General features: G+C 50.2%; 19 protein-coding genes. 1 reads left to right on the forward strand and 18 read right to left on the reverse strand.

Going from position 1 to position 15,653, the window contains the following annotated elements; genetic code table 11:
• Nucleotides 1–187: 187 nt before the first annotated feature.
• The 6 genes from CJP72_RS05100 to CJP72_RS05120 all read right to left on the reverse strand — a co-directional run bounded on the left by CJP72_RS05100 (nucleotide 188) and on the right by CJP72_RS05120 (nucleotide 5,026).
• Complete coding sequence (locus CJP72_RS05100) at nucleotides 188–1,015, reverse strand: hypothetical protein (RefSeq protein WP_162379814.1); 828 nt, start codon at nucleotides 1,013–1,015, stop codon at nucleotides 188–190.
• A 46-nt stretch (nucleotides 1,016–1,061) separates the two neighbouring features.
• Nucleotides 1,062–1,388 (reverse strand): terminase small subunit-like protein, encoded by a 327-nt coding sequence (locus CJP72_RS05105; RefSeq protein ID WP_162379815.1) that lies wholly within the window; start codon nucleotides 1,386–1,388, stop codon nucleotides 1,062–1,064.
• Nucleotides 1,385–2,062, reverse strand: coding sequence for a DUF2213 domain-containing protein (locus CJP72_RS05110; RefSeq protein ID WP_162379816.1), 678 nt, complete (start codon nucleotides 2,060–2,062; stop codon nucleotides 1,385–1,387). The genes CJP72_RS05105 and CJP72_RS05110 overlap by 4 nt, the downstream gene beginning before the upstream one ends.
• 69 nt (nucleotides 2,063–2,131) lie before the next feature.
• Nucleotides 2,132–2,695: an NUDIX hydrolase gene (locus CJP72_RS05115; RefSeq protein ID WP_162379817.1), complete on the reverse strand. Its 564-nt coding sequence runs from the start codon at nucleotides 2,693–2,695 to the stop codon at nucleotides 2,132–2,134.
• Nucleotides 2,696–2,781: 86 nt separating this feature from the next.
• Nucleotides 2,782–2,955, reverse strand: a complete 174-nt coding sequence (locus CJP72_RS25200) for a hypothetical protein (RefSeq protein ID WP_193568598.1) — start codon at nucleotides 2,953–2,955, stop codon at nucleotides 2,782–2,784.
• Nucleotides 2,956–3,124: 169 nt separating this feature from the next.
• Nucleotides 3,125–5,026: a lytic transglycosylase domain-containing protein gene (locus CJP72_RS05120; RefSeq protein WP_162379818.1), complete on the reverse strand. Its 1,902-nt coding sequence runs from the start codon at nucleotides 5,024–5,026 to the stop codon at nucleotides 3,125–3,127.
• A 180-nt stretch (nucleotides 5,027–5,206) separates the two neighbouring features.
• Here CJP72_RS05120 and CJP72_RS05125 point away from each other — a divergent pair, with 180 nt between their 5' ends.
• Nucleotides 5,207–6,349 (forward strand): DUF2971 domain-containing protein, encoded by a 1,143-nt coding sequence (locus CJP72_RS05125; protein ID WP_162379819.1) that lies wholly within the window; start codon nucleotides 5,207–5,209, stop codon nucleotides 6,347–6,349.
• Between the two features lie 66 nt (nucleotides 6,350–6,415).
• Here CJP72_RS05125 and CJP72_RS05130 read toward each other — a convergent pair whose 3' ends face one another.
• The 12 genes from CJP72_RS05130 to CJP72_RS05185 form a co-directional block, all read right to left on the reverse strand.
• Nucleotides 6,416–6,850 carry a single-stranded DNA-binding protein gene (locus CJP72_RS05130; protein ID WP_162379820.1) on the reverse strand — a complete coding sequence of 145 codons (435 nt, stop codon included), beginning with the start codon at nucleotides 6,848–6,850 and terminating at the stop codon, nucleotides 6,416–6,418.
• Nucleotides 6,847–7,059, reverse strand: coding sequence for a PerC family transcriptional regulator (locus CJP72_RS05135; protein WP_162379821.1), 213 nt, complete (start codon nucleotides 7,057–7,059; stop codon nucleotides 6,847–6,849). Before CJP72_RS05135 ends, CJP72_RS05130 begins: the two co-directional genes overlap by 4 nt.
• Entirely contained in the window at nucleotides 7,059–7,718 is a 660-nt protein-coding gene (locus tag CJP72_RS05140; RefSeq protein WP_162379822.1) for an antitermination protein, read from the reverse strand. Before CJP72_RS05140 ends, CJP72_RS05135 begins: the two co-directional genes overlap by 1 nt.
• Before the next feature lie 172 nt (nucleotides 7,719–7,890).
• Entirely contained in the window at nucleotides 7,891–10,029 is a 2,139-nt protein-coding gene (locus tag CJP72_RS05145; protein WP_162379823.1) for a DUF927 domain-containing protein, read from the reverse strand.
• Entirely contained in the window at nucleotides 10,026–10,331 is a 306-nt protein-coding gene (locus CJP72_RS05150; RefSeq protein WP_162379824.1) for a DUF4222 domain-containing protein, read from the reverse strand. Before CJP72_RS05150 ends, CJP72_RS05145 begins: the two co-directional genes overlap by 4 nt.
• A gap of 27 nt (nucleotides 10,332–10,358) precedes the next feature.
• Nucleotides 10,359–10,664, reverse strand: coding sequence for a hypothetical protein (locus tag CJP72_RS05155; RefSeq protein ID WP_162379825.1), 306 nt, complete (start codon nucleotides 10,662–10,664; stop codon nucleotides 10,359–10,361).
• Complete coding sequence (locus CJP72_RS05160) at nucleotides 10,654–11,544, reverse strand: tyrosine-type recombinase/integrase (protein WP_162379826.1); 891 nt, start codon at nucleotides 11,542–11,544, stop codon at nucleotides 10,654–10,656. Before CJP72_RS05160 ends, CJP72_RS05155 begins: the two co-directional genes overlap by 11 nt.
• Nucleotides 11,537–11,788: a host cell division inhibitor Icd-like protein gene (locus tag CJP72_RS05165; RefSeq protein ID WP_162379827.1), complete on the reverse strand. Its 252-nt coding sequence runs from the start codon at nucleotides 11,786–11,788 to the stop codon at nucleotides 11,537–11,539. The genes CJP72_RS05160 and CJP72_RS05165 overlap by 8 nt, the downstream gene beginning before the upstream one ends.
• Nucleotides 11,789–12,247: 459 nt before the next feature.
• The gene (locus CJP72_RS05170) at nucleotides 12,248–12,463 is read right to left on the reverse strand and encodes a helix-turn-helix transcriptional regulator (RefSeq protein WP_162379828.1); all 216 of its coding nucleotides are present in this window, start codon (nucleotides 12,461–12,463) and stop codon (nucleotides 12,248–12,250) included.
• Nucleotides 12,464–12,589: 126 nt separating this feature from the next.
• Nucleotides 12,590–13,309: a hypothetical protein gene (locus tag CJP72_RS05175; RefSeq protein WP_162379829.1), complete on the reverse strand. Its 720-nt coding sequence runs from the start codon at nucleotides 13,307–13,309 to the stop codon at nucleotides 12,590–12,592.
• Nucleotides 13,306–14,568 carry a tyrosine-type recombinase/integrase gene (locus CJP72_RS05180; protein WP_162379857.1) on the reverse strand — a complete coding sequence of 421 codons (1,263 nt, stop codon included), beginning with the start codon at nucleotides 14,566–14,568 and terminating at the stop codon, nucleotides 13,306–13,308. The genes CJP72_RS05175 and CJP72_RS05180 overlap by 4 nt, the downstream gene beginning before the upstream one ends.
• Nucleotides 14,569–14,797: 229 nt before the next feature.
• The gene (locus CJP72_RS05185) at nucleotides 14,798–15,544 is read right to left on the reverse strand and encodes a MipA/OmpV family protein (protein ID WP_162379830.1); all 747 of its coding nucleotides are present in this window, start codon (nucleotides 15,542–15,544) and stop codon (nucleotides 14,798–14,800) included.
• Between the last annotated feature and the right edge of the window lie 109 nt (nucleotides 15,545–15,653).

Consider the following 15,653-nt stretch of genomic DNA (forward strand, 5'->3'; position numbering starts at 1 on the left):
ATCCCAACGCACATAACCATATGATTTTATTGACATCGGCTTTTATTTTCGGGATAAGTCATCCTGATTTTGGGATAAATTGCCCTGTTTTCGACTTGTCCCAACGCGTCGCCCAGAGTGTCGCAGTCATAGCAAAACCCCTCTCACATGTACGAGATTGACTGCGAGCACGGTGGAGGGTGGTGTTTTAATGCTTTGTCGGCTGCACCGCACCAGGCACCTGCAGCGCGTTATGCACGACAATGAGATTTTCTTCAGACGATGGATCGGCTTTATCAATATCGGCCTGAATTTTCTTGTTCACCAGTTCCCGGCGTTCAGCCTCCAGCGATGCAAGATCTCTTTCCCGCTGCAGCTCGAATAGCGCTTTATCTCGGGCCGCGAGTTTGAGAAGCGTCTCAGCCTCCATTTTCCGTCCCAGCGTCAGTCTGGAGGCCAGCGACTCAATACGGGCAGTGTTCCTGTCCATCGCCTTATACGCGCCATCGATATAGGAAATCAGCGTTTTTTTCTTCTCTTCGTCAACATCAATCAACTGAGTTTTCCAACGCCCGATACATTCGGCAGCTTCCAGATTGGCGGCCCGAACGCGCAACAGCTCATCTTCCAGCGTCAGGGCGGCGGCATCTTCCAGATTGGCATCGGAAGTCAGCAGACGGCGGGCATAACCGCCATGCTTCAGGGAGGCACGGTTTTGAGGGGGAAACAGGTTTCCAGGCTGGGGGTTTCCACTACGGCTGTTCCGTTTCGTTTTGAGCGTTTTTTTACTTTTTTTCGAAGTGGAAACCTCGCTGGAATGCTTGCCGTTACTGGCTTTATCAAGGTTTCCCCCCCGGTTTCCAGTGGAAACTTTTTTGCGGGTGGAAACCTTAGTGGAAACTTTCTCCCATTGTTCGATTTTTGCGCGTTTATTTATGGCGGTGTGGCTCACGCCATACTCTTTTGACAGGTCACGGGCGCTTGCACCAGCACACCATTTTTTTTCGATTTCTCCCCAGTCAATTTCCTTGCTCATACCGCTTTACCGTCCGTTTACTTTCCACTGTCCAGCATGCTGCCGGCTAAAACACTTTATCAACCATCCACATTTTCACCTCGCACCGCAACCGCGCCTTTTCCAGTTCTCCCGGGACGGTGGGATCGGCATTATCGGCAATTTCCTGAATTTCAGTGACCATTCGTGCTCTCTGGTAGCCACGGGCTGCCGCCACAATATCCCGAAATTCCCGTTCATCTCTCTGCCACTCCAGTAACCCGGCGGTGTCCGGCATCCCGTCAATTTCGGCTATTTCGCTGTAACTCTTACCATCGATAATCGCATCATAGGCAATCATCCCTAATTGACGGTCGTAAGCAACGGTAGTTTTTTTATTTTTTTTCTCGCTCATGCTGCTGTAATCCTCTCCATCTCATCCAGTCGCCCGGATAATTTTTCCAGTTTTTCTGTCGCTGGCTTAAAAGCTGCATCAACCGCAGCTTTGATGACCGCGGCGATTTGCTCGTCCTCTGACGGTGTGGTGACCTCAACTCCTGCAGGCTTCCCGTCCTTATCCCATACACCCAGCGGAACCAGTGCAACGTGGTCAATGAGGAACGGCGTCCCTTCAATGCAAAAATTGTCCTCACCCATGGCATTCTCTACTACAGGGCACTCAGCCGCACCGCAGAACACAACGTTCGGGCTTGTCGAGACGCAGTCCTTATTCTTCGTTATGTAGTCGATAATTTCCTGCCCATATATGCGGCAAATAGCCCAAACCTCATCCCCACGGATGTACGGCAGCATGACGGTACCGACAATACGGTGCTTATTGCCAACCTGTTCCAGCATCTTACCTTCCGGATGATCGATAATCACCGGAACACCTGAGCATCGCTCCAGGAACTGTGGGTTAAGGTAAGTCTGCGGCGAACGCCAGACGTATTCTTTTTCGTTTGAGCGGTAAGCCAGCCCGGTGCCGGTGATGCGCAGGTTCACCAGCCACATGTTTGTAAACTTGTGCGGCGATGGAAGCCCCCCATCACGCACCTGTTTGGCGGCATCAATTTCAGTCAAAAGCATGGGATTTTCCTTGAGGCGTTGAAACTGAACCCGGCCTGAAGCACCAGAGCCGGGCGGAATAACGGCTGCTTAACGAATGCTGCCTTGGGTATTAATTCGGGAAAGGATGCGGCCAGGAGTTTTGAAGGCTGATAGCCAGACGTTCGGATCCCCCTGATATTCAGTAATCCGGCGGCCAGCTTCATCCATGCGGACTGTTTTGTGCAGATACCCTGGCGTATTCTCCATTGCCCATTCAGTGCCCTCACGAGCGGCCTTGTAAATCTGATCCTCCAGCACTGAGAGAGTCGCTGAATCAGAAACAGATCGTATATTCACTCCGCTAAAATCCTTCGCCAGGCGCTGTGCTCCAATCAGCACTCGCTTACGGTAGTCCATTGCTTTTTCGCCAGAGAAAGGTGAAGGTGCTGTTTTGCCAAGGGCGCGGTAGGCTGAGTCAGCTTTCACCTGCGCTTCAGTCATTAAATTTTGATCTTCGTCTGCGGCAGCCGTTCGCATGTCCGGCTTATTGTCTTTAACCTTCGACAGGTCATCGGTGGGCAGCTCATTGAGCGCCAGCAGAATGTCGTCGGGAGTTGCCCCCTCGCCGAGCACTGCCAGCAGCTTCGCTTTTAAATCTTCTGAAAGTGGCATATTGATTACCTTTTGCAACTTGTTGAAAGTGGGCGCTGTATGCGCCTGCGTATTACGGATGCTTTCCGCAATTCATTGACAGGGATTCAGGCGTGTAGCAATGCGGAATCCAGAGCTTTATCCATCAGTCGGCGAGCGACTTCATGGAGGCTCGGCGCAATGCCAAGAGGGGAGTTTTTCCGCTCTTTTTCCTGCAACTGGTGGAGAGCGTCGATCTGTTCTTTGGTGAGCAATACGGGCTTAACGTTTGGGCTTCGCATGTTGTGATCTCCTGACGATTACAACAATCATCATTGCATATACTGAAATAATGATCCATCATGTTGCGGTTATCGCAAGATAACATTCTCGTCCAAACCTCATCTCTGCCGTCTCACCTGCGGCGTAAGCAAAAGGCCTCTGACGCTGGTCCCGTCGGGGGCTTTTTTATTATCTAACCGCTAATGTGATCCCTTTCACCTGAGCCTGGATGTCGGAGCCAGGTTTCTGCACTATTTCCACCTTCATAGACTGAGACTGTGTCGGACCACCAGAAACCTGACCACCGCGATTCATCGCCATCGCCCTGAGCACGTCGTCATTGCTGATAGTGCTCGCCGCAGGCCCGTTCTCATGGTTGATGATGCCCACAATAAGGCGTTTGATTTGCTCCGTATTTGAGCCATCGATTTTGTCGTTGGCGCTAAGCCCGGTGAAAGTTGTCAGGTATTTTTTATACGCGTTGGTGTCGTTCTTATCCGACTTCGGTGCGTAAATATCGATGATTTTATCAATCGTGTTTGTACCGCGTTTCAGGTACAACCCAACCTGTTTATCGAGTGCCGCAATGCCATCAAGCATCGACGGGAATTGAGCGAACCGGGCGTCCGGACCATCCTCAAGTTTGGCGCCATACTGCCCCACAAAATTCAGATTTCCGGGATTGTTGTTCCGCAATCCGCGTGGCAGCTTGTTGTCTCCGTAGTTAGCCCAGCCACCTGCAGACCAGCGCTTAGCCATGTCGGGGAACATATTCCCGCCAATAACCCCACCGATACCGCCCAACGTCTTACCAGTCGCTTTCAGTAGCCCCCAGAAACTGGAGTCTTTTTCCTCACCCGGAGACAAGGCAGGAACAGCGGGTGTCGTCGATGTGGCTGGATGCTCTTTACTGAAATAGCTGGTTTTGCTGGCCTCGCCTGCTTTGCTGGCAAACGTACTCCCTGATCCGCTTCCTTCGACAAATCCAAGGAACCACTGAGCCGCTTTACCCAATGCCCTAACGATGGTGCTCACCGTATCGGCAAAGGATTTCATATCCCGCTGGAAATCATCACTGCCCAGCCAGTCTCCTAGCTTCTGCAATCCATTACCGATACTGTCAAACAACGCTTTCCCGTTCCTGCCATTCAGGAAGCGTTCGATGCTGGCGGTCAGTCCGTCCGACAGTTGCGTGATCGGGCCGTTAAGCCTGCTGACCGATGAGAGAAATGCATTTCCAATCCTGGAAGAATTATTCAAAAAGTTGGCTGTTACGTCCTGGTATCCCTTCATCACCTGGGGACTGGTCTGCGAGTCGAGATGCCTGGACTGATCATCATACTGCTGGCGCAACTGAGGAATAATGCTGCTGTTCGCCGCAATCTGGTTCAGGTCACCAGCCCCTATCCAGCTGACACCCATTGCCCTGAGCGCCGGCAATGCGTTTTCACCATAGTGTTTTCGCATGCGATCAACTGCGGCCAGAAAATCCGGTAAATTTTTCCCCGGAGAATCGGCCGGATTTAGCCCCAGAGCCATCAGTGCTCTTGATTCCTCACTGGTTCGATCCTGCTGCGCTGTTGCCAGTGCCTGCATGATGTTACTGGTGGCGCTGAAACGCGTCCCGAACACATTATGCGCAGCCTGTTGTTCTCCGGTCGTGACGTTCAGCCCCTGGGCTGATTTGTACTGTTCGGTCGCCCGGTGCGCCATGAATCCGTAACCAAACACGCCACCACCACTGATAGCCGCAATTTTTGCTCCCCACGAAACCGTCGTGGTAAACAACCCTTTCAGCGTGCTGGTAGTCGTCGCCAGCGTTTTGTTTATCACCCCGAATGTTTTCGCCGTGGCTTCGGCCTCTTTGTTTAGCCCTTTGAAAAATTTATCGATGCCTGAGGTGAAATCAGCATCAGGTTTTTTACCACCGCCGCCAGTGACTGGCGGTTTGAAGGCTGGCTGCTGTGGTACCGAAAAACCGCCCGGACCAACAGCAAAAGCATTTTTGAACTTGTCGGCTATCTCGGTAAGTTTCTGGATTTTTTCATCACTGAAATCCAGCGTCAGCACGGGTAACTGGCTTTCTGACATTGCATAACTCCTGGTTGCGATATGCGCCGTGGTTGCGTGGCGCGGTACACCAGCAATGATGATTGCAACTATCGCAATAAACAAGAATATCATTTCATTTTATGAAAAAATAAATACTTACTTAGCGGAAGGTTAATTTATTGGGTACAATGCCTCATCTAACATATTGAGGGTATTGAGATGTTGTATTACAGATATCGTTCTGCCAACCTGCTATCTACCAAGGAACTTATTTACGATGAACTTTATTTCTCTTATCCAAGTGAATTGAATGATCCACTTGATGGATTTATCAGTTATGAATTTCCAGAAGACTTTCCAAAATGGAAACGGCTATTAGATTTTGCCTGGAAAGATTTACCGATAGATACCACCCGTATCGCTGAGATTTTTGCAAAAAGTTCACCCCTCTCGGTAAAAGAACTAGCAACGTCACCAAAAACGATCTATGAAAAAATTTTAGAAGGTATAGACCCAACTCATAAAAATATAGCTTTTGTGCTTGCCGAATCCTTAAAAAATTATATATCCGCATATATTCCAAGTGAAGGATGTTCAGTCTCATTCTCTAAAACGTACCAAAATGCGTTAATGTGGTCACACTACACTGGCAAGCATGAAGGGTACTGTCTGATTTTCAGAAGTATCGATGGCAGCATTAACCAATGTCCCTCACGTAGCAAAGAGTCAATAAAAACAAGTGAGCATTCTTTTTTAGGCATTTCTAAGAATTTTAAACTTCATGATGTCCTTTATGGGACAAGAAACAGTGTTGATGGTTTCACTTTGTTCCCGCATGGAGTTTATGGCCGTCAAATGAGCGCCGAGGAACACAAATCATACTGGGAAAACATGGAGAATATGTATCTGACGAAGTCTTCATGTTGGGATTATGAACAGGAGGCCAGATTATACATAGCAGCATCGTCTGCTTGCGTATCACAAGATTTATTATCCCCTATCGACAGAATATTTCATTATGATAACAGCCAGATTGCCGGGGTTATATTCGGAATGCGAATGTCAGAATCCAATAAAAAAATCATCAGGGAAATTCTTTTGAAAAAAAGCATAGAGCGATATATGGATTCACGTAGTGATAGATTTTTATTTGACATCGTCTCATTTGAAAGCCAGTTCGATGATAAACAACACGCCATTTTGATTAACCCATCTGAAATATTTAATTGCGGGAAATCGATCAAAAAATCGGACCCTGAGTTTGCATCAAAATTCACTTCATGGTCACATGGGGAAGCACTACACATTCAAAAAAGCGAAAATGGAAAAGGAAATAGTTGTAGCAGAGTTGTACTGGATTAAAGTAGCAAAAAGACAAGTAAGAATTAATAGCCCACTCCAGTGGATGGGCTATTCGTCAGATAAAAATTAGAATGGTATGTCATCATCCGGCGGTGTCTGATCATACTCGTTGCGGGACTGTTGCTCCTGCGCCCGTTTTAGCGCATCGGTGGCTTGTCCCTGCTGGCCTTTCTTCCCACCCGGCCGCGCAGTTCTGACACTGACCACACTGTCGGCCACCAGCGCGTAGCCACTCTGTATTTCACCTCCCTGCCCGGTCCACTGGTTCACCTGCAGCTGGCCGGATACGCTCACAAGGTCGCCCTTCTGGTGTCTGACCAGCGCGTCGGCCTGCCTGCCGAACGCCGTCACACCGAGCCACATCGTTGTCTCGCCGTTCTCAGCTGCCCGGCATGGCAGCGCCACAGCCAGGCGAGTGAACGCCATGGTACCGCCGTTACCTGTGGTCTTCGACTGCACCTCTGAAACCACTCTGCCATAAGCCGCCATCTGTGCTGTCAATCAGCCACCTCCTGAGCCATAACGGGCTTAGCCGCCATCCGCTGGCAGTGGTTGCGCCGGAACATCGCCCCTTCCCGCGTGTGCTCGTCCAGAGCGCCATCAAGTACCGCCAGCCAGCGCACTGCCGCGCGGCGCCATAATCCGCGCTTTTCCAGGCTCTCTGCATGCTCGTCAAAAATCTGAAATTTCTCGCCGTTCGGGTAAGCCATCACCGAACCTCCTGTAAATTATCTCCGGTTTCCGTCACCAGTGGACGCAACCCGGCAAAGTCGTTGTAGCACCGCTCAGCGGCACTCTCCTGCTGGTAGCACCATGACACCAGCTCATCGTAAAACGGCTTCCAGCGACGCGAGTACGTGGGCTGGGAGACCTGCACATAACGCAACAAGGCATGATGCACCCGACTCTGCGTCAGCGGCCTTAGCCCCGTTCCCTTGCAGCGACTGCACGGCTTCATCACCGGGCAGCCCTGCCGCTTACTTTCCTTCATGTCCTGGACTTCACAGCGCCCACCACACAGACATTTCGCGCCGGGGGTGTCTGCCGTTCTGGAGTAGTCCTCCAGCACATAGGCCGCCAGCAACGCAACAGCCTGGGTGATGCTCTTCCCGGCATCCTTGCCGAGATATTTTCCCCTTATGGCCTGAGCGTGCTTCTCCAGCCCGAGTAGCGCGGTTCTCATCGCGCCACCGCCCTTGATGTACTTCGCCGTTATCAGCGCCATACCTGCTGGCTGGTGGGCCTGCGCCATGCCCATCGCTGCAATCACATCAACCCTGGTCAGGTGGCTGCTCCCCGTCGCTCTCCCCTGATACTCGATCCCCGGTGATTTGGGGTCGCCAATCGTGATGGCGTATTTCAGTCTCATAGGTTTCCTGCACCATTCAATTTTTGATTTATCCCAAAACAGCTCTGACTTATCCCAAAACCTGCCAAATCTGTCCCAGCCAAAAACACCAATATTCATAAATAACAGCCAGTTGGATACATCCTGGATAAGTGGGACAAGTGGGATAAGTGTTTTTTCACGTATATGTAGATTATTCGGTTTCGGTTCCCTCTGTTTCCGGGGCAAACAGCAGGACATAGGTCCACTGGCGGGCGTTGTTCTGGTGCTTCAGGCGCGGTGTTCTTATCTGCCAGCCTTTACCACTGGCGGGTTTTTTAAGCATTCCGGCGTCATGAAGAACCTGCGCGGTGGCATCTTTGTTGTGCGTCCCGGCAACATGTTTTTTAAATGGTGCGGGTAACACGTAAAACAGCGCTGGGGCATCAACCCGATCTCCGCTGTCGCGGTATCCCATCAGCTCGGAGATCGGTAAATCCCGTGGGTCATAGTTCAACGGCGCAAAACGGCTCATGCCATAGGCATTCAGAAACGCCTCTGCCTGCTCAATGATTTGCTGATGTTCTTTGTTACCTGTGCCAAATTCTTTTACCCAGGCATTAAAACTGTGCTGTATGGCGTCTCTGCATGCCTGCACATCCCAGCCAGTGATATGACTCCCCAGAGTCAACGCTGCCTCCATAAGGGCGAATTTTTCCCCCACGCGATGGACCTGCTCGCCGTAGCTTTCGGGGATAAGCCCGCGCCAGCGTTCCCGGGCGACGCCAGCGGCCTCCTGCGCTTCCTGCTGGTGGCCGGCAAGCCATCGCACCCACTCACGCCCGGCAGCGCCATGGTGCGCCGTCCACGCATCACGCAGGGCGTCGGCATGGGCTTTACCCGATGGCAGGCCGTGAAAATTCGTGGATTTTTCCAGCGGGATATTCAGCAGGCGCACCAGTTGCCCGGCTTTGGGCTTCATTCCATGACTCAGCAGGTATGTTTCAATATCCATTTCCCCGGTGCTAATTGCCACCGTTCGCCAGCGTTTTAACTCCCGGTTGCCGCCGTCTTTTGCTCCCTGCAATTTTCCTGAACCGTTAAACAGGGTATAGGCAGAAGTCGCGACCGATTTAGGATCGGCCCCTTGTCCAACCTCATCCAGTGCCAGTAGCCCGTCATGGTGTGCCTGTGCTTCGTTGGCAATGCCCAACGCCGTACCGTACCATGTCAGACGCAGCGCATCCGGATCGCCGTACAGACTGCTGGCGATATTGGCGGCTGTCGTTTTGCCGGCACTGGATTGCTGGAAAAAATGTACGCCGAACCCATCCGCGCCAACCAGACCGACCAGCGGCGCGGCCAGTGCAGCCGCCACACCCAGCATCATTGAAGGATTGCCCACCACCAGCGCTGCCACATTTTCGCGCCAGCACCGCGCCGTTCCGGCAACGGTATAACCCGACGCGGTAGCGCTCCGGCCATGGAACACAACGCGCTTATCTTCGTCCCCGATAATTTTCCCATCCGGCATGATATAAACGCCATGTTGCCAGCCGGACAGCGTAGCCACATTCCATAATTGACCGTTGTCGCAGTCTGTCAGGTGATCAGCAAGAATTGCACGTAACTGCGGTTTTGCCGTCACACGCAGCCCGCGGCTTGCCATTCTCGACCAGCCTTCACGGTTGCCAATATCACCAGACGGAATAGCCTCTGTTCGCTCCGGGCGATTTCCGGTCGGTTGCCAGCGCAAAATAACAAAGTCGCTGCCGCCACCTTCCCCCGTTCCCAGCACGTCCACCGGACCGCTTAACCACTGGCCGGGGCGGGTAATTTCCCCTGATTGCTTATCAAGTTTCGGCGTCACCCAATACAGGCCTCCAGCGCGGGATTCCACACATGGGGCCAGTTCATCAGCTGGCGCCCGTTTCTTTTGGCTACGAGTGAGATCATCGAGCACGCTATTGCCATTTGCTGACTGCTCTTTCAATCTGGCTAATTGTGGCGTCCAGTCCTCTGAGGGTTTCTGTTCATGTATTCCGTTAAATAGACGGGCCTCTTTCACATCAGCCAGCGCCAGCAACGTAGCAACCGCTAAAAGCTGCGCTTCGCTGATATCGCCGGAACGGTACACACGGACACTACGACGACCTTTATCGATAATGCGCAGGTTCGGCAGCTCGACAAGGTGCTTTTTCTCCAGAAAAATTGGCGGGATACTGTCACCCGCTTTTTTACCTTCGCTCTCGATCCAGTGCTGCGCGTGAGCGTAGGCATCAGTTCCCGCAAAAATTACCGCTTCGGTGAATTTATCTTTTGGCAATTCTTTAACGTTTGGTGCGTTTTTCATTTTTTTAATCTTTCCTGGAGAATCTCGCGTAATACGCGGATCTTGTTATCGCCATCAGACGCATTCAGAAAACGCGCCACATCATTTTCGTTCGTGTTCCCCTCCACATATTTAAAATCGCGGGTAAAACGGTCTGGTGAACTAATACAGTCTTTGTCATACCCGGCGCGGCGATATTCCACACGCAGTGGAGAAGCCGCCAGAATAATGACTCTGGAGCCGTGGCGATCCTTCCAGATATCACCAGGCCTGATTTTTGGGTGTAGGGAAGCCCCGGAACCCAATCCGGTTTTATTTTTCATGGCGTTAAATACCTCTGTTAAACGGCATTATTTGCGGCTGTTTCTTACTTCCCTCACCAGACCAGCCATATTTTTCATGGATTCCATACGCGCTAACATTGCCTGAGCAACAGCGATGTGCCCTGCGCGTGGTAATTCGTCTGTCAGTTCATCAAATTTGTCTTTATGTGCTTCGTCCATTTCCACCCGGAATAATTCCCGCTCAATGCCGGATGCATCAGCGCCATATAAAAACAACATGTCGCTGACATCAGTAATACGGCCTTCTTTGCGCAGCACCAGCCCGCTGCTGATTTTTGCGCGAAAACGAATAATTTCAGTTTTATTCGGCATAGCATACCTCCACGGTCTCCATAGCAATGCTCGACTGAATTGCGCTGGCCTTGCTGCCCAACTGCAGGTATGTGCGGGTTATGGCCGGGTTACTGTGTCCCAGCAACTCGGAGGCAATTAACAGTCCCTGCTCACCACCAGCAGTCATGACGTTAAACGCAGCTATTTTTCGGGTGCTGTAGGCACTCAGGCGCAGTTTTGCGTTAATGAACCGGGTAAACCACTGCACTACACCGTGCAGCTTATTCCAGATAGTCTGGCGGGACACACTACCTTCCAATGTCTGGCAACGGTTGCTGTCGATTTGAGAGCGGGAAAATACCAGGTCATCATCGACCAGATTACGATCGAGCCGTTCACGCAGACGTTTAATTACGCCCGGCGGTAACTGTTTGGTGTCGTGCTTCACTTCAGCACGGGATACCTGGTCGAATACAATCGCCTGTTCTTCATCGGTCATATCAGCCGCCAGTTCGTCGCAGGTCGCGCTGTCCCACTGCATGTAGGCCAGATGGTCGCCAGCAATACGGGCAGCATCCTTACGTTGTTTGCGGACAATCTCGATCCCTTTGCGGGTCGCCCGTGCTTCGGCTGCTTTGGTCTGCTTAGCCACCACGATAGTGCATTGCCCGGTTTCCCAATTGACGCAGGAGTAACGCAGATTGCACACGTCGCTGGTGCGCCAGCCGGTGACCACGGAAATATCCCACCAGAGCAATACCCAATCCGGCTGAGTCTGCTGGATACGCTCGCGCAGCTTGCGCTGTTCGTCGCGGTCATAGACGGGTTGCATGGTGCGGCTGCCTTTGGTAGAGACGGCTTTTACCACATTGCCGCGCAGTTCGCGGGCTTTGGCGGTCAGAGTCTGAAGGTTAAGCATAGACCACCTCCATACGAGAAACATCCAGTTCAAAAGCACCATTGATGTACTGGTAAAGCGAGCATTCAGAGCGGATTTTTGCTGCAAAAACCAGATCCCAGCGGGAATACCACTGGCGGGCTTCTTCTTCCGTGTCAGCGGCAATGCGAATAACAACGGGCGTACAAGTCTGGCCCTTCGGGGTACCCAAAAAAAGCCAAGTGTACGCAGGAAGGCGCTCCGTGATACTATTTTCGATAGCCATGATGTTACCTCGAATAACGTTGTGGTCAGACGCCCCGTTAGTGCTGGTAACACTACGGGGCGTTGCGCTTTAATGTCATTTGCATATACACTGGTATATACCCTAACAATATCACCTATGGCGTATACCATGTCAATACCAGAAAAGCGATCACCACAATTTCCTATGCGATTAAACGAAGAATTCCGCTCCCAATTGGAGGAGGAAATGCGCAAAGATGGAGATTCTTCGCTAGCCACTTGGATAAAACGGATACTGCGAAAAGAACTGCAGTCACGGGGCATTGAGCCGAAAGGCTGATCCTCCAGTTCCACAGCCGGGAAAGATTCCCGGCTTTTTTGTGCACGAAATATCAACTTATCCTGGCGTTCGGGGTGAGTGAAGCCCTGCCCGTAAGGGTATATATTCAGTTTCATATTGATGTCCGGTTTTAGTTTACAGGTTGAGGAATCTGCTTAATTAGGCAGACTGACGGCGTTCTTCCAGCCAACGGTTGATCTCCACAGCATCGAATGCAGTGATTTTTTCACCAAATTTCGTGGGCTTTGGCAGGCTACCGTCACGAACCTTTCGATCAAGCGTAGAGAGGCTCATACCCAGCATTTCAGCCAGGCGGTAGCGGCGGATAAACCCCGTTGTAGGAATTGCTGATTGATTCGTAGATTGGTCTTTCATATGCCCCGTTACCTTCTGTTGGTGACTGATGACTCGTAACAACGGGGTTAATTAAATACGTCTAATGCGGATCTGTGCAGAGGCAAAAGGCTGTAACTTCCAGGTAAAAGCAGCCTTTTTCAAAAACTAATTTTTGGAAGAGAAAACCAAATTAAATTCACCAGAATAATATTTTATTGGTTTAGCTGGAGCTAAATTATTGGCTTTAATCCAAGCTCTAATAATTCTTTCAGATACCTGTGGTACGTTGTTTTTTGTGTAGTGTTTAAAAATTTTGTCGACCAATCTAACCTGGGCAAGGGTCGGATATCTTTCCCACGTTGCCTTTATCACTGAAACTATTTCATTTTTAAGCCAATGCATTTTTTTTGAGCCATTATTTGCACCATCGAAACTTTTGAATCTTTGGTGTGAATGGTAGATAGTGTTCAGAAGTGTGTCTTTTTTCACATCATTAAGAAGGCCCAGCCTGAGCAGTTCATTACTGGCATTGTATAACCCAGCAAGCCTCATGAGGGCTGCATTTTTAAAAAATGAACTGGTATTAGGATCTACAAGATTTTTTTCAATTTGTTCATCCTCATCGTTAGGAGCTAGGTCAAATTCCCTCGCCAGTTCCAACCGTTCATTATCAGTCAGTTCATCCTCTGTATAAAAAATAAGACTAGGATTTTCCAGCTTAAATTTAGATAAATGTTCTTCCGTACAAACTAGGTGGCCGTGATAACCTCCAGAGCGATCTCGAACAAAATATATTTCGATCTGCTCAATCATTTTATCTACATATCGTAGGGTTTCCCTTTCGACCTTTTGAACGTACTCAATTACAGGGTGTGGCTGTTTCATATTGTATTTCCCTGTTTGATTAGTGAAACCACGTTGTAGTCTTCCCCATTCTCCAGAGCGACCAAAAAATTCACCCACAGAGCAAGAGCCGCTTTGCGTTCCTCAAAATACTGGTGTCGGTTATAAATACCTTCAACTCCTGGTATACGATGGTTCAGGCAACGCTCAGCAATGACGGGATCAACCCCAAGCATCGCCAGATGCGTTCGGGCTGTGCGCCGGAAATCATGCACGCTAAAGCGTTCAACACCAGGCATCTCTGCCAATACGTACGGCATAGCCGTATTGAGAACACTGCTACTTACGTGCGCCGTAAGACGCAGCTTACGTGCTGGTAGCAGCCAGCGACTGTTACAGGAAAAAGTTCGCAATTCCTCAAGCCATCCGATCACCGGCTGCGCCAACGGTATGTCAATATCATCACCGTTCTTAGTCCGTTCACCAGGCAAATGCCACACAGCCGCATCAAGGTCAAACTCATCCCACAGAGCCGCGCACAGTTCCATTTTTCGTACACAAAGCGCTAGCAGCAATTTAACCGTAAGCTCATTTTCGCGAGTGAACGCCCTAGTTTGGTGCATCGCAGAAAAAAATTGCACCAATTCAGATCGGGACAGAAAACGCTTTCGCCCTTCTTCTTTGCCACCTGCATCTTTTGCAGTAAACGGCAAGGCAGGATTAACCTCTATCAATCCACGAACCACGGCAAAATCAAAAATTTTTTTCATCATCCGCAATACGTCGTTCGCAACTGTCAACGCCCCACGATCACGAATAGAAGTAAGCACCTCATCAATATGTCGCGGTTTAACGTCCTCAACCTTCATGCTTCCGATAACCGGGCTGATATTCGCGAAAGCGACCTTTTTGTAAATTTCAGGATTTTTAAAACTTGGGAGGATGTGTCTTTCGTAGAAATCAGTGATCAAGCCGTCCACACGAACTGCATTCTTTTCGGTCTCAATCTTTTCCAGGGCTTCAGCTTTACGCTGCTTCTTTTCACCGGCTACATCGAACCCCAGAGCGACGCGAGCAGAAAGCTCTTTGGCCTGCTGGCGAGCTTTGGCCAGTGGAAAATCAATGTACGACCCGATCACCACAGCTCTGGGTTTCCCGCCGAACTTATAGCGGAAACGCCAAACTGGAACGCGGTCCACGGCCCGGTACCGCAGGTATAACCCATTACCATCAGAACGACCTTCAAAGCGAATATCAGCCTTCACCCAGGCCTTAATTTCTGCATCAGTTAGTTTCGGCATTTTCGCCATTTCCTCGCCTGGATGTTGTACCCAAAACATCGAATTGATGAGATACACCTAATGGGTACACCTTTGGGTACATGAAAAATACGCGCTTTCATGCGTCGTTATGAAGTGTAATGCACATAAAAAAAGCCCGCAACATGCGGGCTTGGAGATATTTTGATTTTTATTGAATCTTACTGATTCGTTGATCTACATACACAAAATGCACTGTAATGATGCACAATCAGAACTTGTAGGTGACACCGGTTGAGATCAGGCCACTCCAGGATTTGTCCACCATCGGGCTGTCGCTAATTTCGTCGGACAAATGGGTATAGCGTGCAGTACCGTAAACGCTCCAGTTACCGAGGAAATTGTAGTTGGCGCTAATTTCCAGGTACGGGTTCCAGCTGTCATTCGGGTCATAGCTACGCAGACCGCTATGCGAAGACTCTTTGCCGGAAACGCCATAGTAGTACTGGTTCTGGTTTTCACTGTTCCATTCCACACCGATACCCGGTGTCAGTGTCAAACCACCATTGGTGTAACGGTACAGCCAGGCCAGATCCCACACGATGCCGTTGCTGTTATCCAGCGTGTCGCCCGCAAGCGTAGTGCGCAGGTAGCCATACTGAGTGTAATGCGCGTAAGACAAGCCTGCCATCATGGTGCTTTTACGTTTGTCGAGCTGACGAAGTTGATGGTTGTCGCTGTCTTCCGGTTTGAAATACATCGGAGACCAGTATGCGGTAATCGACAATTTATCGGTATTGTCATTCCACAGGTAGTATCCACCACCCAGGCCACGGAACCAGAAATTTTCACTTTCATAGGTGATGACTGGAACCGGATAAACGTCGCTATCGTAATCTTTATACGGGTGCTCAACCACACCAACACCTGCGCCCAACGTCAGGTTGCTTTCAGCTTGTGCGACATTTGTCGTCGCGGCGATAAGCACGCCAAGTGCCAGAAGTTTGAGTTTGGTCACAATCCATAATTCCTTATTCAAATGTTTAGCAGCAAAATTGTAACCGCCAATACGTTTCAACCCAACTATTTTGCTTATTACATACAAAATGTAACCGACTAATTTTTCA

Source organism: Citrobacter sp. NCU1, assembly GCF_010231475.1.
GTDB lineage: Bacteria > Pseudomonadota > Gammaproteobacteria > Enterobacterales > Enterobacteriaceae > Citrobacter_D.

Bases quoted from the DNA above. Each gene is read 5' to 3' on its own strand.
- CJP72_RS05100 (WP_162379814.1), bottom strand. From the start codon at position 1,015: ATGAGCAAGGAAATTGACTGGGGAGAAATCGAAAAAAAATGGTGTGCT.
- CJP72_RS05105 (WP_162379815.1), bottom strand. From the start codon at position 1,388: ATGAGCGAGAAAAAAAATAAAAAAACTACCGTTGCTTACGACCGTCAA.
- CJP72_RS05110 (WP_162379816.1), bottom strand. From the start codon at position 2,062: ATGCTTTTGACTGAAATTGATGCCGCCAAACAGGTGCGTGATGGGGGG.
- CJP72_RS05115 (WP_162379817.1), bottom strand. From the start codon at position 2,695: ATGCCACTTTCAGAAGATTTAAAAGCGAAGCTGCTGGCAGTGCTCGGC.
- CJP72_RS25200 (WP_193568598.1), bottom strand. From the start codon at position 2,955: ATGCGAAGCCCAAACGTTAAGCCCGTATTGCTCACCAAAGAACAGATC.
- CJP72_RS05120 (WP_162379818.1), bottom strand. From the start codon at position 5,026: ATGTCAGAAAGCCAGTTACCCGTGCTGACGCTGGATTTCAGTGATGAA.
- CJP72_RS05125 (WP_162379819.1), top strand. From the start codon at position 5,207: ATGTTGTATTACAGATATCGTTCTGCCAACCTGCTATCTACCAAGGAA.
- CJP72_RS05135 (WP_162379821.1), bottom strand. From the start codon at position 7,059: ATGGCTTACCCGAACGGCGAGAAATTTCAGATTTTTGACGAGCATGCA.
- CJP72_RS05140 (WP_162379822.1), bottom strand. From the start codon at position 7,718: ATGAGACTGAAATACGCCATCACGATTGGCGACCCCAAATCACCGGGG.
- CJP72_RS05145 (WP_162379823.1), bottom strand. From the start codon at position 10,029: ATGAAAAACGCACCAAACGTTAAAGAATTGCCAAAAGATAAATTCACC.
- CJP72_RS05150 (WP_162379824.1), bottom strand. From the start codon at position 10,331: ATGAAAAATAAAACCGGATTGGGTTCCGGGGCTTCCCTACACCCAAAA.
- CJP72_RS05155 (WP_162379825.1), bottom strand. From the start codon at position 10,664: ATGCCGAATAAAACTGAAATTATTCGTTTTCGCGCAAAAATCAGCAGC.
- CJP72_RS05160 (WP_162379826.1), bottom strand. From the start codon at position 11,544: ATGCTTAACCTTCAGACTCTGACCGCCAAAGCCCGCGAACTGCGCGGC.
- CJP72_RS05165 (WP_162379827.1), bottom strand. From the start codon at position 11,788: ATGGCTATCGAAAATAGTATCACGGAGCGCCTTCCTGCGTACACTTGG.
- CJP72_RS05170 (WP_162379828.1), bottom strand. From the start codon at position 12,463: ATGAAAGACCAATCTACGAATCAATCAGCAATTCCTACAACGGGGTTT.
- CJP72_RS05175 (WP_162379829.1), bottom strand. From the start codon at position 13,309: ATGAAACAGCCACACCCTGTAATTGAGTACGTTCAAAAGGTCGAAAGG.
- CJP72_RS05180 (WP_162379857.1), bottom strand. From the start codon at position 14,568: ATGCCGAAACTAACTGATGCAGAAATTAAGGCCTGGGTGAAGGCTGAT.